This is a genomic window from Streptomyces sp. NPDC031111 (assembly GCF_055570675.1).
In genome coordinates, this window is sequence record NZ_JBVIGS010000003.1 from 685,802 (window position 1) to 707,456 (window position 21,655).

The 21,655-nt window shown below is 72.2% G+C and carries 22 protein-coding genes; 16 read left to right on the forward strand and 6 right to left on the reverse strand.

Annotation, left to right across the window (positions count from 1 at the left end; all coding sequences use genetic code 11):
• Nucleotides 1-110: 110 nt before the first annotated feature.
• Both ACZ470_RS10035 and ACZ470_RS10040 read right to left on the reverse strand, forming a co-directional pair.
• Nucleotides 111-2,444, reverse strand: coding sequence for a Tex family protein (locus tag ACZ470_RS10035; protein ID WP_468426175.1), 2,334 nt, complete (start codon nt 2,442-2,444; stop codon nt 111-113).
• A 105-nt stretch (nt 2,445-2,549) separates the two neighbouring features.
• A complete protein-coding gene (locus ACZ470_RS10040) occupies nt 2,550-2,681 on the reverse strand; it encodes an LPFR motif small protein (protein ID WP_468426177.1) in 132 nt (43 codons plus the stop codon).
• A gap of 135 nt (nt 2,682-2,816) precedes the next feature.
• Between ACZ470_RS10040 and ACZ470_RS10045 the strand changes: the two genes are divergently transcribed.
• Both ACZ470_RS10045 and ACZ470_RS10050 read left to right on the forward strand, forming a co-directional pair.
• Nucleotides 2,817-3,785 carry a GlxA family transcriptional regulator gene (locus ACZ470_RS10045; protein WP_468426179.1) on the forward strand — a complete coding sequence of 323 codons (969 nt, stop codon included), beginning with the start codon at nt 2,817-2,819 and terminating at the stop codon, nt 3,783-3,785.
• A 10-nt stretch (nt 3,786-3,795) separates the two neighbouring features.
• Nucleotides 3,796-4,431: a DJ-1/PfpI family protein gene (locus tag ACZ470_RS10050; RefSeq protein WP_468426181.1), complete on the forward strand. Its 636-nt coding sequence runs from the start codon at nt 3,796-3,798 to the stop codon at nt 4,429-4,431.
• Here ACZ470_RS10050 and ACZ470_RS10055 read toward each other — a convergent pair.
• A complete protein-coding gene (locus tag ACZ470_RS10055; protein ID WP_468426183.1) occupies nt 4,418-5,173 on the reverse strand; it encodes an enoyl-CoA hydratase/isomerase family protein in 756 nt (251 codons plus the stop codon). The genes ACZ470_RS10050 and ACZ470_RS10055 overlap by 14 nt on opposite strands.
• A gap of 69 nt (nt 5,174-5,242) precedes the next feature.
• Here ACZ470_RS10055 and ACZ470_RS10060 point away from each other — a divergent pair, with 69 nt between their 5' ends.
• Together ACZ470_RS10060 and ACZ470_RS10065 are read left to right on the forward strand one after the other, a co-directional pair.
• Nucleotides 5,243-5,899, forward strand: coding sequence for an HdeD family acid-resistance protein (locus tag ACZ470_RS10060; RefSeq protein WP_468426185.1), 657 nt, complete (start codon nt 5,243-5,245; stop codon nt 5,897-5,899).
• A 139-nt stretch (nt 5,900-6,038) separates the two neighbouring features.
• Entirely contained in the window at nt 6,039-6,500 is a 462-nt protein-coding gene (locus ACZ470_RS10065) for an ATP-binding protein (RefSeq protein ID WP_468426187.1), read from the forward strand.
• 18 nt (nt 6,501-6,518) lie between these two features.
• On the opposite strand, the gene idi is transcribed toward ACZ470_RS10065, so the two are convergent.
• The 3 genes from idi to galE all read right to left on the reverse strand — a co-directional run bounded on the left by idi (nt 6,519) and on the right by galE (nt 9,326).
• A complete protein-coding gene (gene idi / locus ACZ470_RS10070) occupies nt 6,519-7,112 on the reverse strand; it encodes an isopentenyl-diphosphate Delta-isomerase (protein WP_468426189.1) in 594 nt (197 codons plus the stop codon).
• A gap of 156 nt (nt 7,113-7,268) precedes the next feature.
• Nucleotides 7,269-8,207, reverse strand: a complete 939-nt coding sequence (locus ACZ470_RS10075) for a cation diffusion facilitator family transporter (RefSeq protein ID WP_468426191.1) — start codon at nt 8,205-8,207, stop codon at nt 7,269-7,271.
• Nucleotides 8,208-8,354: 147 nt separating this feature from the next.
• Entirely contained in the window at nt 8,355-9,326 is a 972-nt protein-coding gene (gene galE / locus ACZ470_RS10080; protein WP_468426193.1) for a UDP-glucose 4-epimerase GalE, read from the reverse strand.
• Nucleotides 9,327-9,611: 285 nt separating this feature from the next.
• Here galE and ACZ470_RS10085 point away from each other — a divergent pair, with 285 nt between their 5' ends.
• The 12 genes from ACZ470_RS10085 (at nt 9,612) to ACZ470_RS10140 (ending at nt 21,631) form a co-directional block, all read left to right on the forward strand.
• Complete coding sequence (locus tag ACZ470_RS10085; protein ID WP_468426195.1) at nt 9,612-11,438, forward strand: DUF5941 domain-containing protein; 1,827 nt, start codon at nt 9,612-9,614, stop codon at nt 11,436-11,438.
• A complete protein-coding gene (locus ACZ470_RS10090) occupies nt 11,435-12,187 on the forward strand; it encodes a phosphocholine cytidylyltransferase family protein (protein ID WP_468426197.1) in 753 nt (250 codons plus the stop codon). The genes ACZ470_RS10085 and ACZ470_RS10090 overlap by 4 nt, the downstream gene beginning before the upstream one ends.
• A complete protein-coding gene (locus ACZ470_RS10095; protein WP_468426199.1) occupies nt 12,175-13,236 on the forward strand; it encodes an iron-containing alcohol dehydrogenase family protein in 1,062 nt (353 codons plus the stop codon). The genes ACZ470_RS10090 and ACZ470_RS10095 overlap by 13 nt, the downstream gene beginning before the upstream one ends.
• Nucleotides 13,214-13,993 (forward strand): CDP-alcohol phosphatidyltransferase family protein, encoded by a 780-nt coding sequence (locus tag ACZ470_RS10100; RefSeq protein WP_468426200.1) that lies wholly within the window; start codon nt 13,214-13,216, stop codon nt 13,991-13,993. Before ACZ470_RS10095 ends, ACZ470_RS10100 begins: the two co-directional genes overlap by 23 nt.
• 8 nt (nt 13,994-14,001) lie before the next feature.
• Nucleotides 14,002-14,874, forward strand: a complete 873-nt coding sequence (locus ACZ470_RS10105) for a glycosyltransferase family 2 protein (protein ID WP_468426315.1) — start codon at nt 14,002-14,004, stop codon at nt 14,872-14,874.
• Between the two features lie 97 nt (nt 14,875-14,971).
• Complete coding sequence (locus ACZ470_RS10110; RefSeq protein WP_468426202.1) at nt 14,972-15,907, forward strand: ABC transporter permease; 936 nt, start codon at nt 14,972-14,974, stop codon at nt 15,905-15,907.
• On the forward strand, nt 15,900-16,676 hold the full coding sequence (locus tag ACZ470_RS10115) for an ABC transporter ATP-binding protein (RefSeq protein WP_468426204.1): 777 nt from the start codon (nt 15,900-15,902) through the stop codon (nt 16,674-16,676). Before ACZ470_RS10110 ends, ACZ470_RS10115 begins: the two co-directional genes overlap by 8 nt.
• Nucleotides 16,677-17,037: 361 nt before the next feature.
• Entirely contained in the window at nt 17,038-17,949 is a 912-nt protein-coding gene (gene hpnC / locus ACZ470_RS10120) for a squalene synthase HpnC (RefSeq protein WP_468426206.1), read from the forward strand.
• A complete protein-coding gene (hpnD, locus tag ACZ470_RS10125) occupies nt 17,946-18,896 on the forward strand; it encodes a presqualene diphosphate synthase HpnD (RefSeq protein WP_468426208.1) in 951 nt (316 codons plus the stop codon). Before hpnC ends, hpnD begins: the two co-directional genes overlap by 4 nt.
• Nucleotides 18,896-19,021, forward strand: a complete 126-nt coding sequence (locus ACZ470_RS10130) for a DUF6380 family protein (protein WP_468426210.1) — start codon at nt 18,896-18,898, stop codon at nt 19,019-19,021. Before hpnD ends, ACZ470_RS10130 begins: the two co-directional genes overlap by 1 nt.
• Entirely contained in the window at nt 19,018-20,502 is a 1,485-nt protein-coding gene (gene hpnE / locus ACZ470_RS10135) for a hydroxysqualene dehydroxylase HpnE (RefSeq protein WP_468426212.1), read from the forward strand. Before ACZ470_RS10130 ends, hpnE begins: the two co-directional genes overlap by 4 nt.
• Before the next feature lie 64 nt (nt 20,503-20,566).
• Nucleotides 20,567-21,631, forward strand: a complete 1,065-nt coding sequence (locus ACZ470_RS10140; RefSeq protein WP_468426317.1) for a polyprenyl synthetase family protein — start codon at nt 20,567-20,569, stop codon at nt 21,629-21,631.
• Nucleotides 21,632-21,655: the final 24 nt, after the last annotated feature.

Sequence of the window (21,655 nt, forward strand, 5' to 3'; positions counted from 1 at the left end):
CCTTGAGGGCCTGGGAGGTACCCCCAGGGCGGCACGGGTGGGCGCGGGCGGCACCCGGTAAGCACCGGCCCGCGCACACCCACCCCCGCCCAGCCCCAATTGGGCCGCGCCTACGCCAACCCGGCCCGCCGCAACGCGTCGGCCATCGCCCCGTTCGCGGGAGCAGCCGCAGACTTCCCCTTCCCTCCGGACCCGGACCGCCCCTGCTGCTGCCGCTGCTTGGGCGGCCGACCCCCCTGCCGCTGCTCCCCGCGCTGCGCCGCAGCCTCGTCGTCCAGCCGCAGCGTCAGCGAGATCCGCTTGCGCGGGATGTCCACATCAAGCACCTTCACCTTGACGATGTCACCCGGCTTCACCACGTCCCGCGGGTCCTTGACGAACGTCTTCGACATCGCGGACACATGCACCAGACCGTCCTGGTGGACACCGACGTCCACGAACGCCCCGAACGCGGCGACATTGGTGACGACACCCTCCAGCACCATCCCGGAGGACAGGTCGGAGATCTTCTCCACGCCCTCCTTGAAGACCGCCGTCTTGAAGGCCGGTCGCGGGTCGCGACCCGGCTTCTCCAGCTCCTTGAGGATGTCGCCGACCGTCGGCAGACCGAACGTCTCGTCCACGAAGTCCTGCGGCCTCAGCGACCGCAGCACCGCCGTGTTGCCGATCAGCGAGGCGACCTCCTCACCGGACGTCTTCACCATGCGCCGCACCACGGGATAGGCCTCCGGGTGCACACTGGACGCGTCCAGAGGGTCGTCGCCGCCGAGGATCCGCAGGAAGCCCGCGCACTGCTCGTACGCCTTCGGGCCGAGCCGCGACACCTTCTTCAGCTCACCGCGCGACCGGAACGGCCCGTTGGAGTCCCGGTGCGCCACGATGTTCTCGGCGAGCCCGGAGGTGATGCCGGAGACCCGGGCCAGCAGCGGCGCCGACGCGGTGTTGACGTCCACACCCACGCCGTTCACACAGTCCTCGACCACCGCGTCCAGCGAACGCGACAGCTTCACCTCGGACAGGTCGTGCTGGTACTGGCCGACGCCGATCGACTTCGGGTCGATCTTCACCAGCTCGGCCAGCGGATCCTGGAGCCGGCGCGCGATCGACACCGCGCCGCGCAGCGACACGTCCATGTCGGGCAGTTCCTGGGAGGCGAAGGCGGAGGCCGAGTACACGGAGGCGCCCGCCTCGGACACCATCACCTTGGTCAGCTTCAACTCGGGGTGCTTGGTGATGAGTTCACCCGCGAGCTTGTCGGTCTCCCGGGACGCCGTGCCGTTGCCGATCGCGATCAGCTCGACCGCGTGCTCCTTCGCCAGCCGCGCCAGCTTCGCGATGGCCTCGTCCCACCGGTTCGCCGGGACATGCGGATGGATCACGTCCGTGGCCACGACCTTGCCGGTCGCGTCCACTACGGCGACCTTCACACCCGTACGGAAACCGGGGTCGAGGCCGAGCGTCGCGCGCGTACCCGCCGGGGCGGCGAGCAGCAGGTCGCGCAGGTTGGCCGCGAAGACCCGCACCGCCTCGTCCTCGGCCGCGGTCCGCAGCCGGAGCCTGAGGTCGATGCCGAGGTGCACCAGGATGCGGGTGCGCCAGGCCCAGCGGACGGTGTCGCCCAGCCACTTGTCCGCCGGGCGCCCCCGGTCGGCGATCCCGAACCGGTGGGCGACGATCCCCTCGTACGACGACGGGCCGTCGGTGGGCTCCTCCGGCTCCAGGACGAGGTCGAGGACCTCCTCCTTCTCGCCGCGCAGCATGGCCAGGATCCGGTGCGAGGGCAGCTCGGTGAACGGCTCGGCGAAGTCGAAGTAGTCGGAGAACTTCGCGCCCGCCTCCTCCTTGCCCTCCCGGACCTTCGCGGCCAGCCGCCCGCGCACCCACATCCGCTCGCGCAGCTCGCCGATCAGGTCGGCGTCCTCCGAGAACCGCTCGGTGAGGATGGCCCGCGCGCCGTCCAGCGCGGCCTGCGGATCGGCCACCCCCTTGTCCGCGTCCACGAACGCGGCCGCCGCGGCGAGGGGCTCGACGCCCGGATCACCGAGCAGCCCCTCCGCCAGCGGCTCGAGACCCGCCTCTCGGGCGATCTGCGCCTTGGTGCGCCGCTTGGGCTTGAACGGCAGATAGATGTCCTCCAGGCGCGCCTTGGTCTCCGCGCCCCTGATCCGCGCCTCCAGCTCGTCGGTGAGCTTGCCCTGCTCGCGCACCGACTCCAGGATCGCCGTACGACGCTCCTCCAGCTCCCGCAGATAGCGCAGCCGCTCCTCGAGCGTGCGCAGCTGCGCGTCGTCGAGCATCTCGGTCGCTTCCTTGCGGTAGCGGGCGATGAAGGGCACGGTCGAACCGCCGTCGAGCAGTTCCACCGCGGCCTTGACCTGCCGCTCCCGTACGCCGAGCTCCTCGGCGATCCTGCCTTCGATGGACCCTGTGAGGGGTGTCGTCACGTTCCCGTACCGCCTTCTCCACTGAGGTTGCGCGGCAATTGTGGCAGGTGGCGCCGACAATCGGGGATCAGGGCGGCGACTCGCCCCAAGACCGCACGAGCGGCGTCAGGCGCGGTGCCCCCGGGCGGAGGACGAGGCCCCGCCGAACAGCCGGGCCAGTGCCCGGAACGGCAGCGTCACGACGGTGGCGATGGCGCCGCCTATCTGGCGCAGTACATCTGCGATGGCACGCAACACGTGTTTCCCCTTTCCTCTCCCGGCCTTCCCGGCCGGGTACGGCACGGGTACCTCGTCAACGCTTCAACATGCATGGCAGGAAAGGTGGGGAACTCGTCGTTGCGGCCGTCACGGGCACCGCCAAGAATCGACGGCATGGCGCAGCGAACCGTTCTCGTCGTCCTCTTCGACGGCGTGCAGAGCCTCGATGTCACCGGCCCCGTGGAGGTCTTCGCGGGCGCCGAGAGGCACACGCCGGGGACCTACCGTCTGTGCACCGCCTCCCTCGACGGCGCCCCCGTGCGGACGACCAGCGGGCTGACCGTCGTACCGGACCGGGCCCTGGACGGTGCTCCGGAGCCGCACACCCTGCTCGTGCCCGGCGGTCAGGGCACCCGTCGGCCCGACCCGGCGCTGACCGACTGGCTGCGCCGGCACGGACTGCGTGCCGAGCGGCTGGTCTCCGTCTGCACCGGGGCCGCCCTGCTCGCCGGAGCCGGACTGCTGGACGGCCGCCGCGCCACCACCCACTGGGCCTACTGCGACCGGCTCGCCGAGGACCACCCGGCCGTCGAGGTCGACCCCGACCCCATTTACGTCCGGGACGGCCACGTCGCCACCTCGGCCGGCGTCACCTCGGGCATCGACCTCGCCCTCGCCCTGGTCGAGGAGGACCTGGGCAGGGAGGCCGCCCTCACCGTCGCCCGGCACCTGGTGGTGTTCCTGCGGCGGCCCGGCAACCAGGCACAGTTCAGCGCCCAGCTCGCCGCCCAGACCGCGCGGCGCGAGCCGCTGCGCGAGGTTCAGCAGTGGGTCACCGAGCACCCCGACGCCGATCTGACCGTCGAGGCGCTCGCGGCCCGCGCCGCCCTCTCACCGCGCCACTTCGCCCGCGCCTTCCACACCGAGACCGGCATGACACCGGGCCGCTATGTCGACCGCGTACGGCTCGAACACGCCCGGCGGCTGCTGGAGGACACCGGCGACGGCGTCGAGGAGATCTCCCGCGCCAGCGGCTACGGCACACCCGAGGCGATGCGGCGCGCCTTCGTCCGGACCCTGGGGGTGTCACCGGCGGAGTACCGCCGCCGGTTCCGGCCCGCCCCCTCACCCGCCCACACCTGAAAGGCAACCGATGCAGATCGCCATCGTCCTCTTCGACCGCTTCACCGCCCTCGACGCCGTGGGCCCGTACGAGACACTGGGCCGCCTCCCGGACGCCGAAACCGTGTTCGTCGCCGAGCGGACCGGGCCCGTGCGCACCGACACCGGCGCGCTCGCGATCACCGCGGACCGGACCCTGGCCGACGTACCGGACCCCGACATCGTCGTCGTCCCCGGCGGCCCCGGACAGACGCCGCAGATGGAGAACGAGACCCTGCTGGACTGGCTGCGCGCCGCCGACGCGTCCAGCACCTGGACCACGTCCGTGTGCACCGGGTCCCTGCTGCTGGCCGCGGCCGGACTGCTGCGGGGCCGCCGGGCCACCTCCCACTGGCTGGCACTGGACCACCTGAAGCGGTACGGCGCCGAGCCGACCGGGGAGCGGGTGGTGACCGACGGCAAGTACGTCACCGCGGCCGGTGTCTCCTCCGGCATCGACATGGGGCTCACCCTGCTCGGCCGGATCGCCGGCGACGAGCACGCCCAGGCGGTCCAGCTGCTCACCGAGTACGACCCGCAGCCGCCCTACGACGCGGGCTCCCCGCAGAAGGCGCCCGCGCACCTGGTCGAGGAGTTCCGGTCGAAGAGCCGCTTCATCCTGACGTAGACACGCTCCAGGTGAAGCGGGGCGGCCGGCGCTCCAGGAACGCGGTGACGCCCTCCGCGGTGTCGCCGTTCTCCCGCGCCCGCTCCTCCCAGTGGGCGTCCCGGTCGGTGCGGCCGTTCGCGAACTCCTTCGCCGCGGCCTGCGTGAGCAGCGACCGGGACGCCAGGATCCGGGTGAACTCCCCGACCCGTTCGTCCAGTTCGTCCTCGGGCAGCACCTCGTCCACCAGACCGGTGCGCAGCGCCCGCCCGGCCTCGATCAGCTCGCCCGAGAACAGGAGGTACTTGGCGGTGGCCGGGCCGACCAGGGAGACCAGCCGCCGGGTGGCGGAGGCCGGGTAGACGATGCCGAGCTTCGCCGGTGTCACCCCGAACCGCGCCCCTTCCCCGGCGAACCGCAGATCGCAGGCCGCCGCCAGCTGTGCCCCGCCGCCCACACAGTGGCCGCGGACCGCCGCCAGGGTCGGCTTGGGGAAGGCGGCGAGCGCCTCCTCCGCCGCCACGGCCAGCCGCTGCGCCTCCAGCGGCGACCCCCGGAGCGTGGAGATGTCGGCGCCGGCGCAGAAGGTCCCGCCCTCACCGGTGAGCACCAGCACCCGTACGTCCGGGTCGGCGGCCAGCGTTTCCAGCAGGGGTGGAAGGGAACCCCACATCGCGGCCGTCATGGCGTTGCGCTTGGCCGGATTGCGGATCACGACCGTGGCGACCCGGTCGGTGACGGTGTGCAGCAGCTGGGGCTCCATGCGCCGGATGCTATCCGCCCCGGTCGGGGCGGAGACTGGGGGAGGGGGAACGGCAGCGAGGAGGCAGTCATGGCCAAGTCCACCAAGCCCCGGGGCGAGGCCGCGAAACTGAGCCGCGGCTTCAGCTGGCTCGCCGTGCTCGGGGTGGTCCTCGTCGTCGCGGGCCTGATCGGTCTCGTCTACACGGGCGTCGCCACCCTGACCACGATGCTGCTGTTCGGCTGGCTGCTGCTGATCGGCGGCGTGGTCGGGCTGCTGCACGCCGTCCAGGCACGGCACACCAACTTCTTCTGGCTCGGGGTGGTCGTCGCGGCGCTGAACATCGCGGCCGGTGTGGTGGTGCTGAAGACGCCGGAGGCCGCCGCCGAGGCGCTGACCATGTTCGCCGCGCTGCTCTTCCTCACCGGCGGGCTGTTCCGGCTGGTGGGCAGCCTGGTGGTGCGCGGGCCGCAGTTCGGCTGGACCCTGGTGCAGGGTGCCTTCGGGCTGCTCCTCGGCGTCCTGGTGCTGGGCACCTGGCCGAGCAGCAGCCAGTACGTCATCGGTACGTTCTTCTCCCTCTCCCTGCTCTTCGACGGGCTCGGGCTGATCGCCACCGGCTACGGGGGACGCCGGATCGTCGGCATGGTCTCCGACCGGCTGGCCGGCGAGGAGACCGCGCCGACGGCGGGGGAGACGCCGCACGGCGGGGAGCACCGGTCAGTCAAACCCGTACAACCCGAATAGTTCGCCGAAACGGCACAGCGGCGTACCGGAACGGTCCCGCGAGCGACCGGGTCATGCGCAGGCGGTCGGAAACGCTCGATATCCGCTGACTTCTGTTCAGCGACGAGGTGCGGAGCCGAGCGGTACCAACACTCGACGTGTGGTGACAATCGAGCGTGAGAGCGGCGATCCGCTGCCGTACGAAGGTGTCTGGCGGTTCACCGCCCCGGCCGTCGACGCCTCGGTCCCCCAGGCCCGCCACGCCGTGCGGGACCTGCTGATGCGCCAGGGGGTGCCGGTCGCGGACGAAGTGGTGCAGGGGCTGCTGCTGATCGTCTCCGAGCTGGTCACCAACGCCGTACGGCACGCGGCGCTGCTGTCCCCGATGCTCGCGGTCGAGGTCGCCGTCGGCGCCGAGTGGGTCCGGGTGTCCGTGGAGGACAACCACCCCTACCGGCCCACCGCCCTGGAGACCGACCACGGCCGCACCGGAGGCCGCGGACTGCTCCTGGTGCGCGAGATCACCCGCGAGGCGGGCGGGGCGTGCGACATCGAGCACACCACGACCGGCGGCAAGGTGATCTGGGCCGCCCTGCCGCTCAAGCCCACACGGCTGCCTTAGGCCGGTGCCCCCGGCCCGTCACCAGCCCGCCGACGCGCCCGTCAGCTCGCGGACCGCCGGGCGGGCCGCGTCCAGGACCGTCGGGAACCAGGCCGAGAAGGTGTCCCTCGCGTGGCGCTCCGCCAGCTCCGCCGGGGTGACCAGGGCCGTGGACGCCACCTCCTCCGGATCCGGCCGCGGCGGCGACTGCACCATGCCGACGAAGAGGTGGTTGTACTCCTGCTCCACCAGGCCCGAGGCCGGGTCCGGGTGGTTGTAGCGGACCGTGCCGGCCTCGGCGAGCAGCGACGGGGACACGCCCAGCTCCTCGTAGGTCCGCCGGGCCGCCGCCGCGAACGGCGCCTCACCCGGGTAGGGGTGACCGCAGCAGGTGTTGGACCACACGCCGGGGGAGTGGTACTTGCCCAGCGCCCGCTGCTGGATCAGCAGCCGCCCCCGCTCGTCGAACAGGAACACCGAGAACGCCCGGTGCAGCCGTCCCGGTGGCTGATGCGCGGCGACCTTCTCCGAGGTGCCGATCGTCACGCCGTCCTCGTCGACCAGTTCCAGCAAAATCGGCTCGGCGGCGCCGTTCGACGGGCTGTTCGTCGCGGTGGCAGGTGTGATCGGCATACCCATCCTTCACTCGGTCTTCGCGCCCCAGTCTGCCGCACGAATCCGGCACTCCCGGCACTCTGTGGCGCGCCCGCATGTCCAAGGACGCCGACACGGGGGCGGACGGCTGCGTTCCCCGGCGCGCCGATGCGCGGCGGCGCGCCCGAACAGGCGCTAGTGGCAGAGTCGCGCCTCGTGCTCCGCGTGTCCGCCGGGCTCCAGCTGGAAGGTGCAGTGCTCCACGTCGAAGTGCGCACCCAGGCAGTTCTGCAGCTCGTGGAGCATCTTCTCGTGCCCGATGGCGTTCAGGACCTCGGAGCTGACGACCACGTGCGCCGAGAGCACCGGCATCCCCGAGGTGATCGTCCAGGCGTGCAGGTCGTGCACGTCCTCGACGCCGTCCGTGCCCAGGATGTGCTCCCGCACCTGCCGCATGTCGACGCCCTTCGGCGCGGCCTCCAGCAGCACGTCCAGGGTCTCGCGCAGCAGCTTCACGGTCCGGGGCACGATCATCACCGCGATCGCCAGGGAGGCGATCGGGTCGGCGGCCGTCCAGCCGGTGGTGACGATCACCAGGGCGGCGAGGATCACCGCGACCGAGCCGAGCGCGTCCGCCGCCACCTCCAGGAAGGCCCCGCGCACATTGAGGCTCTCCTTCTGCCCGCGCATCAGCAGCGTCAGCGACACCATGTTGGCGACCAGGCCGATCGCGCCGAACACCATCGTCAGACCGCCCTCGGTGCCGGCCGGGGTGACGAACCGCTCGATCGCCTCGTACAGCACATAGCCGCCGACGCCGAGCAGCAGCAGACAGTTGGCCAGCGCGGCCAGGATCTCCGCGCGGGCGAGCCCGAAGGTGCGGCGCTCGCTCGGCGGGCGGCTCGCGACGTGGATGGCCAGCAGGGCCATGCCGAGCCCCAGGGCGTCCGTCGCCATGTGGGCGGCGTCCGCCACCAGCGCCAGCGAGTCGGCCATCACCCCGCCGACGATCTCGACCACCATGACGCCGAGCGTGATCGCCAGCGCCGCCCGCAGCCTGCCGCGGTACCGCGCGCTCGCGGTGGCGCCGACGGGCGCGCCGTGCGCATGCCCGTGGTCGTGCCCAGCCCCCATGAATGGCCCCTTCCAGTGACCCCGTCCGGATCACAGTGAACTACGGGGAGGGGGTATGCGCAACGCGGCACTGAACACCGTTGTCATGTGCCCTGACCTGCGGAAACCATCCGCAGGTCAGACGATGGACCAACCGTCGCGCGGCGCTCAGCGGCCCTGGTGCAGCAGCCACCCCTGCCACGCCGACTCGATCATCTCCCGCACCGAGCGCCGGGCCGTCCAGCCCAGCCGCTCCGCCGCGCGGGCGGCCGAGGCCACCGCGCGGGGCGCGTCGCCCGGACGGCGGCCCTCGACGAGCGGGGCCCGGGTGTCGCCGGTGACCTCGCCGATGACGGTGATCAGCTCCCGCACCGAGACGCCCTCGCCGCGGCCGATGTTGACCGTCAGGTCCCCCGAGAGGTCCCCGCCGGACAGCCCGCGGGCCGCCGCCAGATGCGCCTCCGCCAGATCGGCCACGTGGATGTAGTCACGGACGCACGTACCGTCCGGCGTCGGGTAGTCGTCGCCGAAGATGCGCGGGGCCTCGTCGCGGGTGAGCCGGTCGAAGACCATCGGCACGATGTTGAACACCCCCGTGTCGGCCAGTTCCGGCACCGCCGCGCCCGCCACGTTGAAGTAGCGCAGGCACACCGTGCCGATGCCGTGGGCCCGGCCCGCCGCCCGCACCAGCCACTCCCCGGCGAGCTTGGTCTCGCCGTAGGGGTTCGCCGGGGCGCACGGGCTGTCCTCCGTGATGAGGTCCACACCGGGGTCCCCGTAGACGGCCGCGGACGAGGAGAAGACGAAGCGTTCGACGCCGGCCTCGGCGACGGCGTCCAGGAGCGTCGCGAGACCGCCCACGTTCTCCCGGTAGTAACGGGTCGGCCGGGCCACGGACTCGGCGGGCTGCTTGCGCGCGGCGAGATGCACCACACCCGTCACCCCGTGCTCCGCGCACACCCGCCGCACCAGCTCGCCGTCCAGCGAGGAGCCCCTGACCAGCGGCACGTCGGCGGGCAGCCGCGCCGGCACCCCGGCCGAGAGGTCGTCCAGCGCGACGACCCGCTCCCCGGCACCGGTCATGGCCCGCGCCACATGTGCCCCGATGTAACCGGCCCCGCCGGTGATCAGCCATGTCATGGTCGCCCACCCTATGCCGGGCACGCCGGGCGGCCGACCCGTGTACGGATTCGGGACAAATGCCTGTTCTGGTAGCGCGGTTTGTGGGCCGGGCCCCGCATCACCGATGATGATCGCGGCGGGGACGCGGGCGAACCCCGTTGATCCATCCGTCGAACAGGCGGTGAACACGGGCTTCCGGGTATCCGATAGCCTCTGCCGACATGCCGCCCGGAGGCTCCGTACGGGCGCCTCATCGTGTACATGACCGGCGTCGACGCGTCGGAACCCAGGGAGTGAGCTCGGTTGTCGACCGCCATCCTCACCGGTCCGCCGGTCCCCGGTTCGTCACTCGAGGGCGATCTGCGTTCCCTCGGCTTCGATGTACGGATCGCGTCCGGCACCGCCGAGGCCGAGACACTGCTCGCCGGAGTCCCCGCCGGGCACCGGGTCGCCGTGGTCGACGCCCGCTTCGTGGGCCATGTGCACGCGCTGCGCCTCGGCCTCACCGACCCCCGCTTCCCGCTCGCCGCGATCCCCGGCGCCGTCACCGCCCAGCCGGCCGGCCGCCAGGCCCTGACCCGCGCGATGGCCCGCGAGAACTCCGCCGGGGAGGCACCCGGGAGCGGCACGACCCTCGTCGACAGCCTCGCCGACCGTGTCGTCACCGCCCTCGACGCCGACGGCGCCGAGGTGCACCGCCCCGAACTCGGCAGCCTCGTCGCCACCGTCCCCGCCGACCCCCAGGCCCGCAACGAGGCCCGGCAGGCCGTCGCCGCCGTCGACGACGAGGCCGTACGCCTGAAGTCGGCGGTCAAGGCCCGCGACGGCTTCTTCACCACCCACTTCATCAGCCCGTACTCCCGCTACATCGCCCGCTGGTGCGCCCGCCGCGGACTGACCCCCAACCAGGTCACCACCGCGTCCCTGCTCACCGCGCTCATAGCCGCCGCCTGCGCCGCCACCGGCACCCGCGGCGGCTTCGTCGCCGCCGGCGTGCTGCTCATCGCCTCGTTCGTGCTGGACTGCACCGACGGCCAGCTCGCCCGCTACTCCCTCCAGTACTCCACCCTCGGCGCCTGGCTCGACGCCACCTTCGACCGGGCCAAGGAGTACGCCTACTACGCCGGCCTCGCCCTCGGCGCGGCCCGCGGCGGTGACGACGTATGGGCCCTCGCCCTCGGCGCGATGGTCCTCCAGACCTGCCGGCACGTGGTCGACTTCTCCTTCAACGAGGCCAACCACGACGCCACCGCCAACACGAGCCCCACCGCCGCCCTCTCCGACAAGCTGGACAGCGTCGGCTGGACGGTCTGGGTGCGCCGCATGATCGTCCTGCCGATCGGTGAACGCTGGGCCATGATCGCCGTCCTGACGGCCGTCACCACCCCCCGGATCACCTTCTACGCCCTGCTCATCGGCTGCGCCTTCGCGGCGACGTACACCACGGCCGGCCGCGTCCTGCGCTCGCTGACCCGCAAGGCCCGCCGCACCGACCGGGCGGCGGGGGCGCTGGCGGACCTCGCCGACTCCGGCCCGCTCGCCCAGGCGCTCGCCGCCCCGCTGAAGAACCCCGCCCGCCGCCTGCCCGGCTTCACCGCCCCCGCCGCCGCCCTGCTCGGCGGCCTCGCCGTCGTCGCCACGGCCGCGTTCACCGGCTTCGGCGGCCCGTGGACGATCGTCGCCGCCTGCCTCCACGTCCTGACGTCGGCCCTCGCCGTCGCCCGCCCGCTCAAGGGCGCCCTCGACTGGCTCGTCCCCCCGTTCTTCCGCGCCGCCGAGTACGGCACCGTCCTCGCTCTGGCGGCGAAAGCGGAGGTGAACGGAGCGCTTCCGGCGGCCTACGGGCTGGTGGCCGCGGTCGCCTACCATCACTACGACACGGTCTACCGGATCCGCGGCAACGCGGGCGCGTCCCCGCGCTGGCTGGTGCGGGTGATCGGGGGGCACGAGGGCCGCACGCTCGCGGTCGCCGTCCTGGCGGCGCTGCTCACCGCCTCGCAGTTCACGGTCGCGCTCACGGTCCTCGCCGTGACCGTGGCCCTGGTGGTGCTCGTCGAGAGCATCCGCTTCTGGGTGGCCGCCCACCAGGGTGGCGCGCCCGCCGTACACGATGAAGGAGAACCCGCATGATCGGCCTCGTGCTGGCGGCCGGCGCCGGACGGCGTCTGCGCCCCTACACCGACAGCCTTCCCAAGGCGCTGGTGCCGGTGGGGCCCGCGGGCATAGAGGGCGAACCGACGGTTCTCGACCTCACCCTCGGCAACTTCGCCGAGATCGGCCTGACCGAGGTCGCGGTCATCGTCGGCTACCGCAAGGAGGCCGTGTACGAGCGCAAGGAGGCCCTGGAGCGGAAGTACGGCCTCAAGCTCACCCTCATCGACAACGACAAGGCCGAGGAGTGGAACAACGCCTACTCCCTGTGGTGCGGCCGTGACGCCCTCAAGGACGGCGTGATCCTCGCCAACGGCGACACCGTGCACCCGGTCTCCGTCGAGCGGACCCTGCTCGCCGCGCGGGGCGAGGGCAAGCGGATCATCCTGGCCCTCGACACGGTGAAGGACCTCGCCGACGAGGAGATGAAGGTCGTCGTCGACCCCGACAAGGGCATGACGCGGATCACCAAGCTGATGGACCCGGCCGAGGCGACCGGCGAGTACATCGGCGTCACCCTCATCGAGGGCGACGCCGCCCCCGAGCTGGCCGACGCGCTGAGGACGGTGTGGGAGACCGACCCGCAGCAGTTCTACGAGCACGGCTACCAGGAGCTGGTGAACCGCGGCTTCCGGATCGACGTGGCGCCGATCGGCGACGTCAAGTGGGTGGAGATCGACAACCACGACGATCTCGCCCGCGGACGGGAGATCGCGTGCCAGTACTGACCCGGCTCATCCCCTCACCGGTCGTCGTGGACATCCGCCCGGGTGCCCTCGACGACCTGGGCTGTGTCCTCGCCGACGAGCGCATCTCGCAGTCGGGCCGGCTCGCCATCGCCGTCAGCGGCGGCTCCGGCGCCCGGCTGCGCGAGCGGCTCGCGCCCTCGCTGCCCGGCGCCAGCTGGTACGAGGTCGGCGGCGGCACCATCGACGACGCGGTCCGGCTGGCGAGCGACATAAAGGCCGGCCACTACGACGCGGTCGTCGGCCTCGGCGGCGGCAAGATCATCGACTGCGCCAAGTTCGCCGCGGCACGCGTCGGACTGCCCCTGGTCGCCGTCGCCACCAACCTCGCGCACGACGGCCTCTGCTCGCCGGTCGCGACCCTCGACAACGACGCGGGGCGCGGCTCGTACGGCGTGCCGAACCCGATCGCGGTCGTCATCGACCTCAACGTCATCCGCGAGGCCCCGGTCCGCTTCGTCCGCTCCGGCATCGGCGACGCCATCTCCAACATCTCCGCCGTCGCCGACTGGGAACTGGCCCACCGCGTCAACGGGGAGAAGGTGGACGGCCTCGCCGCCGCCATGGCCCGGCAGGCCGGCGAGGCGGTGCTGCGGCACCCGGGCGGCGTCGGTGACGACGGCTTCCTCCAGGTACTGGCCGAGGCGCTGGTCCTCACCGGCATCGCCATGTCCGTGTCGGGCGACTCCCGCCCGTCCTCCGGCGCCTGCCACGAGATCAACCACGCCTTCGACCTGCTCTACCCCAAACGGGCCGCCGCCCACGGCGAGCAGTGCGGACTGGGCGCCGCCTTCGCGATGTATCTGCGCGGGGCGCACGAGGAATCGGCCTTCATGGCCGAGGTGCTCCGCCGCCACGGGCTTCCGGTGCTGCCGGAGGAGATCGGGTTCACGGCGGACGAGTTCGTGCGCGCCGTCGAGTTCGCCCCGGAGACCCGTCCCGGACGCTTCACCATCCTCGAACATCTCGACCTGAAGACCGAACAGATCAAGGACGTATACGCCGACTATGTCAAGGCCATCGGTAGCTGAACTCCGTCCGGTCGTGCACCCCGCGGGGGTGAAGGACCGGCGCAGCGGTGAGCACTGGATGGGGCGCCTCTACATGCGAGAGGTGTCCCTGCGGGTGGACCGCTACCTGGTGAACACCCGGGTCACGCCCAACCAGCTCACGTACCTGATGACCGTCTTCGGCGTCCTCGCGGCCCCGGCGCTGCTGGTGCCGGGGATCACGGGGGCCGTCCTCGGCGTGGTCATGGTCCAGATGTACCTCCTGCTGGACTGCGTCGACGGCGAGATCGCCCGCTGGAAGAAGCAGTACTCGCTCGGCGGGGTCTACCTCGACCGGGTGGGCGCCTATCTGTGCGACGCCGCCGTCCTGGTCGGGCTGGGGCTGCGCGCCGCCGACCTGTGGGGCCCGGGCCGCATCGACTGGCTGTGGGCCTTCCTCGGCACCCTGGCCGCGCTCGGCGCGATCCTGATCAAGGCGGAGACCGACCTCGTCGGCGTGGCCCGCCACCAGGGCGGGCTGCCGCCCGTCAAGGAGGCCGCGTCCGAGCCGCGCTCCTCCGGCATGGCGCTGGCCCGCAGGGCCGCCGCCGCCCTGAAGTTCCACCGGCTCATCCTGGGCATCGAGGCGTCCCTGCTGATCCTGGTCCTCGCGATAGCGGACGCGGTCCGCGACGACCTGTTCTTCACCCGCCTCGGCACCGCCGTCCTGGCCGGCATCGCCCTGCTGCAGACCCTGCTGCACCTGGTGTCCGTCCTCGCCTCCAGCAGGCTGAAGTGAGCGTCGGCATGAAGGTCGGCGCGGTGATCATCACCATGGGCAACCGCCCCGACGAGCTGCGCGCGCTGCTGGACTCGGTCGCCAAGCAGGACGGCGACCCGGTCCAGGTGGTGGTCGTCGGCAACGGCTCGCCCGTCCCCGACGTCCCCGAGGGCGTACGCACCGTCGAGCTGCCGGAGAACCTGGGCATCCCCGGCGGCCGCAACGTCGGCATCGAGGCCTTCGGCCCCGGCGGCCGGGACGTCGACGTCCTGCTGTTCCTCGACGACGACGGCCTGCTGGCCGGCCACGACACCGCCGAGCTGTGCCGCGAGGCCTTCACGGCCGACCCCCGGCTCGGCATCATCAGCTTCCGCATCGCCGACCCGGAGACCGGCGTCACCCAGCGCCGCCACGTGCCCCGGCTGCGCGCCTCCGACCCGATGCGCTCCTCCCGCGTCACCACCTTCCTCGGCGGCGCCAACGCCGTACGCACCCAGGTCTTCGCCGAGGTCGGCGGTCTCCCGGACGAGTTCTTCTACGCCCATGAGGAGACCGATCTGGCCTGGCGCGCCCTCGACGCCGGCTGGCTGATCGACTACCGGTCCGACATGGTGCTGTACCACCCGACCACCGCCCCGTCTCGGCACGCGGTCTACCACCGCATGGTCGCCCGCAACCGGGTCTGGCTGGCCCGTCGCAACCTCCCCGCGCTCCTGGTCCCGGTCTATCTGGGCGTCTGGATGCTCCTCACTCTGCTGCGCCGTCCCTCGCGGCCCGCGCTGAAGGCGTGGTTCGGTGGTTTTCGGGAGGGCTGGGCCACCCCCTGCGGTCCCCGCCGGCCCATGAAGTGGCGTACGGTGTGGCGGCTGACCCGACTGGGCCGGCCCCCCGTCATCTGACAAGCTCGTATCCGGGAACATGGGGCCGACCCAGGCTCCCCGGCACATGTCAGGCCCACCGCGGGCCGCGCATCTCGAGGACGAAAGTTTTCCACTAGTGAGTGAGACCACGCACGACGGCACGGTCGCGGTCGGCGCGCCCGTGTCGCCCGACGAGGGCCTGACGGCGGACCGGCTCGCCGCCAAGTACGGGCTGACCGTCAGCGGCGCCCGGCCGTCCCTCAGGGAGTACGTCCGTCAGCTCTGGGACCGGCGGCACTTCATCCTCGCCTTCTCCCGGGCGAAGCTGACCGCGCAGTACAGCCAGGCCAAGCTCGGGCAGCTGTGGCAGGTGGCGACCCCGCTGCTGAACGCGGCCGTGTACTTCTTCATCTTCGGCCTGCTGCTGGGCGCCAACCGGGGCATCCCGAAGGACGTGTACGTGCCGTTCCTGGTGACGGGCGTGTTCGTGTTCACCTTCACGCAGAGCTCGGTCCTCGCCGGTGTGCGGGCCATCTCAGGCAACCTGGGCCTGGTGCGGGCGCTGCACTTCCCGCGGGCCTCGCTGCCGGTCTCCTTCGCGCTCCAGCAGCTCCAGCAACTGCTGGCCTCGATGATCGTCCTCGTCGCCGTGATGCTGGCGTTCCGCAGCTTCCCGGATCTGTCCTGGCTGCTCGTGGTGCCGGCGCTGCTGCTCCAGTTCGTGTTCAACACCGGGCTGGCGCTGATCTTCGCGCGGATGGGCAGCAAGACGCCGGACCTGGCGCAGCTGATGCCGTTCGTGCTGCGGACGTGGATGTACGCGTCGGGCGTGATGTTCAGCATCCCGGCGATGCTGCACGACAAGGACGTCCCCGGCTGGCTCGCGGACGTCCTCCAGTGGAACCCGGCGGCGGTCTACATGGACCTGGTCCGCTTCGCGATGATCGACGAGTACGGGTCCTCGTACCTGCCCCCGCACATCTGGGCCTTCGCGGTGGGCTGGGCGCTGCTGGCCGGTGTGGTCGGCTTCGTGTACTTCTGGAAGGCGGAGGAGCGGTACGGCCGTGGCTGACACCACCAACGAGCGAATTCCCACGGTCATCGCGGACGACCTGCACATCGTCTACCGCGTCAACGGTGCGAAGACCGGCAAGGGCAGCGCCACGGCGGCGCTCAGCCGCATTGTGAAGCGGGGCGAGGAGCGGGGCGTGCGCAAGGTGCACGCCGTGCGCGGCGTCTCGTTCGTCGCCTACCGGGGCGAGGCCATCGGCCTGATCGGCTCCAACGGCTCCGGAAAGTCGACCCTGCTGCGGGCCATCGCCGGACTGCTGCCCGCCGAGCAGGGCAAGGTCTACACCGACGGCCAGCCCTCGCTGCTCGGCGTGAACGCGGCGCTGATGAACGACCTGACGGGCGAACGGAACGTCATATTGGGCGGGCTCGCCATGGGCATGTCCCGCGAGCAGATCAAGGCCCGGTACCAGGAGATCGTCGACTTCTCCGGGATCAACGAGAAGGGCGACTTCATCACGCTGCCGATGCGGACGTACTCCTCCGGCATGGCGGCCCGGCTGCGCTTCTCCATCGCCGCGGCCAAGGACCACGACGTCCTGATGATCGACGAGGCGCTCGCCACCGGCGACCGCAAGTTCCAGAAGCGTTCCGAGGCCCGCATCCGGGAGCTGCGCAAGCAGGCCGGCACGGTCTTCCTGGTCAGCCACAACAACAAGTCGATCCGCGACACCTGCGACCGCGTGCTCTGGCTGGAGCGCGGTGAGCTGCGCATGGACGGCCCCACCGACGAGGTGCTCCGGGAGTACGAGAAGTTCACGGGCAAGTAGACCGGTACGCGCCAGGGCCCCGCCGCAACTGTCCGGCGGGGCCCGGCGTCTGCAAAGGAAACGTCAACTCCGGCCGCCCCGTGGAATCTTGACGCCGAACGGTGTGTTGTCCTGTGGGGCGGTGACCCCCGCCGGTGCACGTGCCGTTGTACAACGTAAGCTGTACCGGTCCCCGAAAGGCGGCAATCAGGGCCATAATGCCCGACACCATCCAACGATGCCGCCGGGCGAAAGCCTGGGCGGCGTGTCCGAAATAGTGTGTATTGGGTCAGCAGTGTAGAACGGGAGATGTGACGGCAATGGCTACGGAGACTCCCCGGCTGAGCGCAGCGTGTGCCGTCCCCGCCCATGGCAGTCCGCGATGACGCCGGCGGCCACGGCACCTGCCGTCGACCCCGAGCGCGCCACCCTGGACAAGGCCGCCGCCGAGAACTTCCCCGTGGCCCCCTTCTTCCTGCCCCGGTCCTGGCGTGCCGACCTCATGGCGGTGTACGGCTTCGCCCGACTGGTCGACGACATCGGTGACGGCGATCTGGCCCCCGGCGGTTCCGACGCCCGTCTCCTCGGGGTGTCCGAGGAGGACGCCGGCGACCGGCTGGTGCTGCTGGACGCCTTCGAGGCGGATCTTCACCGGGTGTTCGACCCGGCCGGCCCGGAGCCGGGCCATCCGCTGCTGCGCCGGCTCCGGCCGACCGTCCGCCGTCACGCGCTGACCCCCGAGCCCTTCCTCGGACTGATCGCCGCCAACCGCCAGGACCAGCTGGTCAAGCGGTACGAGACCTACGACGACCTGCTCGCCTACTGCGAGCTGTCGGCCAATCCCGTCGGCCGCCTCGTCCTCGCCGTCACCGGCACCTCGACCCCCGAGCGGATCCGGCGCTCCGACGCGATCTGCACGGCCCTCCAGATCATCGAACACCTTCAGGACGTCGCCGAGGACCTCGGCCGCGACCGCGTCTATCTGCCCGCCACGGACATGAAGCGCTTCCACGTCCGGGAGGCGGACCTCGCCGCGCCCACCGCCGGCGCATCGGTGCGCGCCCTGGTGGCGTACCAGGCGGAACGCGCCCGCGAGCTGCTGAATGAAGGCGCCCCCCTCGTGGGTAGCGTCCACGGCAGACTCAAGCTGCTGCTCGCGGGGTTCGTGGCGGGAGGAAGGGCGGCGCTCCGCGCCATCGCCGCCGCCGAATACGACGTACTTCCCGGCCCGCCCAAGCCCGGCAAGGTCCAGTTGCTGCGCGAGGCGGGCGTGACTCTGCGAGGAGAGGGGTGATCCGGGCCGTGGAGCCGCAACCACCCGCGTCCGCACCGGTACTCGCCGCCTACAGCTACTGCGAGGCCGTCACCGGACAGCAGGCCCGCAACTTCGCCTACGGCATCCGGCTGCTGCCGACGCCCAAGCGGCGCGCGATGTCGGCGCTGTACGCGTTCTCCCGGCGCGTCGACGACATCGGCGACGGCCCGCTGGCCAACGACGTCAAGGTCGCCCGGCTGGAGGACACCCGGGCGCTGCTCACCCGGATCCGCGAGGGCGCGGTCGACGAGGACGACACCGACCCGGTCGCGGTCGCCCTCGCCCACGCCGCCGAGCACTTCCCGATCCCGCTCGGCGGCCTCGACGAACTGATCGACGGCGTCCAGATGGACGTACGCGGCGAGACCTACGAGACCTGGGACGACCTCAAGGTCTACTGCCGCTGTGTCGCGGGCGCCATCGGCCGGCTCTCGCTCGGCGTGTTCGGCACCGAACCGGGCGCGCGCGGCGTCGAACGCGCACCCGAGTACGCTGACACGCTCGGTCTCGCGCTCCAGCTCACCAACATCCTCAGGGACGTCCGCGAGGACGCCGAGGGCGGGCGCACCTATCTGCCCGCGGACGACCTCGCCAAATTCGGCTGCTCGGCCGGGTTCGACGGGCCGACACCACCGGAGGGGTCCGACTTCGCGGGCCTGGTGCACTTCGAAGTGCGCAGGGCCCGCGCCCTTTTCGCCGAGGGCTACCGGCTGCTCCCGATGCTCGACCGGCGCAGCGGCGCCTGCGTCGCCGCCATGGCCGGCATCTACCGCCGCCTCCTGGACCGCATCGAGCGCGACCCCGCGGCCGTGCTGCGCGGCCGGGTCTCCCTGCCCGGACGCGAGAAGGCGTACGTCGCGGTGCGTGGGCTGTCCGGCCTGGACACCCGCCATGTGACCCGGCGGACCGTCAGGAGGCGCGCCTGATGGAGACCTCGCTCCCCGGCGGCAAACGGCGGGCAACCCTCCGCCGCGACTCCGCGTCCCAGACTGAGACGGCCGGTCGTCCACGGTTCGAGCGGCACTCCGGCCGGACAGGGGGAGGCGCATGAGCCACGGCACACGCTCCGCGGGTCCGCTCACGGACGACCCGGTTCCGGCGGGACGGCACGCCGTCGTCGTCGGCGGCGGGCTCGCCGGCGTGACCACCGCGCTCGCGCTCGCCGACGCCGGGGTGGGCGTCACCCTGCTCGAAGGCCGCCCGCGCCTGGGCGGGCTCGCCTTCTCCTTCCAGCGCGGCGACCTGACCGTCGACAACGGCCAGCACGTGTACCTGCGCTGCTGCACCGCCTACCGCTGGTTCCTCGACCGGATCGGCGGAGCGGAGCTGGCACCGCTCCAGGACCGTCTCGACGTGCCCGTGCTCGACGTCACGCGCCCCGAGGGGCGGCGTCTCGGCAGGCTGCGGCGCGACGCGCTGCCCGTGCCCCTCCACCTGGGGCGCAGCCTCGCCACCTATCCGCACCTCTCGCTCGCCGACCGGGCCAGGGTGGGCCGTGCCGCGCTCGCGCTGAAGGGGCTCGACCTCGCCGATCCGACCCTGGACACCCAGGACTTCGGCAGCTGGCTGGCCGCGCACGGCCAGTCGGCGCGTGCCGTCGAGGCCCTGTGGGACCTGGTCGGGGTCGCCACCCTCAACGCGGTCGCGGGCGACGCGTCCCTGTCGCTCGCCGCGATGGTGTTCAAGACCGGTCTGCTGTCCGACCCGGGTGCGGCCGACATCGGCTGGGCCCGAGTGCCGCTGGGCGAACTGCACGACCGGCTCGCCCGCAGGGCGCTCGACTCCGCGGGCGTGCGTACCGAGGTCCGTACACGGGTCACCTCCGTCTCCGTAAACGGGAACGGAGGATGGAGCGTTCAGGTTCCCGGCGAGACGATCCGGGCCGACGCGGTCGTCCTCGCCGTACCGCAGCGGGAGGCGTACGACCTGTTGCCCGCGGGCGCCCTCGACGCCCCCGAGCGGCTGCTCGGCATCGGCACCGCGCCCATCCTCAACATCCACGTCGTCTACGACCGCACGGTCCTCGCCCGGCCCTTCTTCGCCGCCCTCGGCACCCCCGTGCAGTGGGTCTTCGACCGCACCGACGCCTCCGGGCTGAAGCGCGGTCAGTACCTGGCGCTGTCCCAGTCGGTCGCCCAGGACGACATCGACCGGCCGGTCGCCGCGCTGCGCGAGCGCTATCTGCCCGAACTGGAACGGCTGTTGCCGCGCACCCGTCAGGCCCGGGTCGAGGACTTCTTCGTCACCCGGGAGCGCACCGCGACGTTCGCTCCCGCCCCCGGCGTCGGACGCCTCAGGCCCGGCGCCCGCACCAAGGCACCCGGCCTGTACCTGGCCGGAGCGTGGACCGCCACCGGGTGGCCCGCGACCATGGAGAGTGCGGTCCGCAGCGGCGTCGGCGCGGCCGACGCCGCGCTGGGCGCCCTCGGCCGGCCCCGCCCCCGGCACCTCTTCGCACTCGAGGAGGCGGCGCACTCCCGCTTCCCGGAGGGGACCGGCGTCGCTCTGCGAGGGGGGCGCGATGAACGCTGAGGAACGCGGCGCTCCCGAGCCCCGCACCTCCGGTACCGCAACAAGAGGAGAGACTGTGCCCACTGTGCCCCCGGCCTCGCAGGCCGCTCGAAGGACCGCGGTGGACGTGTCCGCGCTCCTGGAGCGCGGCCGGACCCTGGCCACGCCGGTACTGCGGGCGGCCGTCGACCGCCTGGCGCCTCCCATGGACACGGTCGCCGCCTACCACTTCGGCTGGATCGACGTCCAGGGCCGGCCCGCGGACGGCGACGGCGGCAAGGCCGTGCGCCCCGCCCTCGCCGTGCTGTCCGCCGAGGTCACCGGGGCGGCCCCGGAGACCGGCGTCCCCGGCGCGGTCGCCGTCGAACTGGTCCACAACTTCTCGCTGCTGCACGACGACCTGATGGACGGCGACGAACAGCGCCGGCACCGCGACACCGTGTGGAAGGTGCACGGCCCCGCCCAGGCCATCCTGGTCGGCGACGCCCTGTTCGCCCTGGCCAACGAGGTGCTGCTGGAACTCGGCACCGTCGAGGCGGGCCGCGCCACCCGCCGGCTGACCACCGCGAGCCGCGCGCTCATCGACGGCCAGGCCCAGGACATCTCCTACGAGCACCGCGACCGCGTCAGCGTCGAGGAGTGCCTGGAGATGGAGGGCAACAAGACCGGCGCCCTGCTCGCCTGCGCCAGCTCCATCGGCGCGGTGCTCGGCGGCGCGGACGACCGCACCGCCGACGCCCTGGAGAGGTACGGCTACCACCTCGGCCTCGCCTTCCAGGCCGTCGACGACCTTCTCGGCATCTGGGGCGACCCGGAGGCCACCGGCAAGCAGACCTGGAGCGACCTGCGCCAGCGCAAGAAGTCCCTCCCGGTCGTGGCCGCCCTCGCGGCGGGCGGCCCCGCCTCCGAGCGGCTCGGTGAGATCCTCGCCGCCGACGCCAAGAGCAGCGACTTCGCGAACTTCTCCGAGGAGGAGTTCGCGGCCCGTGCCGCCCTCATCGAGGAGGCCGGCGGCCGCGACTGGACCGCCGACGAGGCACGCCGTCAGCACACCATCGCCATCGAGGCCCTCGACGCCGTCGACATGCCCGACGAGGTACGGGCACGGTTCGCGGCGCTCGCGGACTTCGTCGTCGTACGAAAGAGATGATCACTATCGGTCGAATAGCCCTCG

What these genes read in the sequence shown, in the direction of transcription:
- ACZ470_RS10045 (WP_468426179.1), top strand. Translation starts at nt 2,817, where the DNA reads ATGGCGCAGCGAACCGTTCTCGTCGTCCTCTTCGACGGCGTGCAGAGC.
- ACZ470_RS10050 (WP_468426181.1), top strand. Translation starts at nt 3,796, where the DNA reads ATGCAGATCGCCATCGTCCTCTTCGACCGCTTCACCGCCCTCGACGCC.
- ACZ470_RS10055 (WP_468426183.1), bottom strand. Translation starts at nt 5,173, where the DNA reads ATGGAGCCCCAGCTGCTGCACACCGTCACCGACCGGGTCGCCACGGTC.
- ACZ470_RS10060 (WP_468426185.1), top strand. Translation starts at nt 5,243, where the DNA reads ATGGCCAAGTCCACCAAGCCCCGGGGCGAGGCCGCGAAACTGAGCCGC.
- idi (WP_468426189.1), bottom strand. Translation starts at nt 7,112, where the DNA reads ATGCCGATCACACCTGCCACCGCGACGAACAGCCCGTCGAACGGCGCC.
- ACZ470_RS10075 (WP_468426191.1), bottom strand. Translation starts at nt 8,207, where the DNA reads ATGGGGGCTGGGCACGACCACGGGCATGCGCACGGCGCGCCCGTCGGC.
- galE (WP_468426193.1), bottom strand. Translation starts at nt 9,326, where the DNA reads ATGACATGGCTGATCACCGGCGGGGCCGGTTACATCGGGGCACATGTG.
- ACZ470_RS10090 (WP_468426197.1), top strand. Translation starts at nt 11,435, where the DNA reads ATGATCGGCCTCGTGCTGGCGGCCGGCGCCGGACGGCGTCTGCGCCCC.
- ACZ470_RS10100 (WP_468426200.1), top strand. Translation starts at nt 13,214, where the DNA reads ATGTCAAGGCCATCGGTAGCTGAACTCCGTCCGGTCGTGCACCCCGCG.
- ACZ470_RS10105 (WP_468426315.1), top strand. Translation starts at nt 14,002, where the DNA reads ATGAAGGTCGGCGCGGTGATCATCACCATGGGCAACCGCCCCGACGAG.
- hpnC (WP_468426206.1), top strand. Translation starts at nt 17,038, where the DNA reads ATGACGCCGGCGGCCACGGCACCTGCCGTCGACCCCGAGCGCGCCACC.
- ACZ470_RS10130 (WP_468426210.1), top strand. Translation starts at nt 18,896, where the DNA reads ATGGAGACCTCGCTCCCCGGCGGCAAACGGCGGGCAACCCTCCGCCGC.
- hpnE (WP_468426212.1), top strand. Translation starts at nt 19,018, where the DNA reads ATGAGCCACGGCACACGCTCCGCGGGTCCGCTCACGGACGACCCGGTT.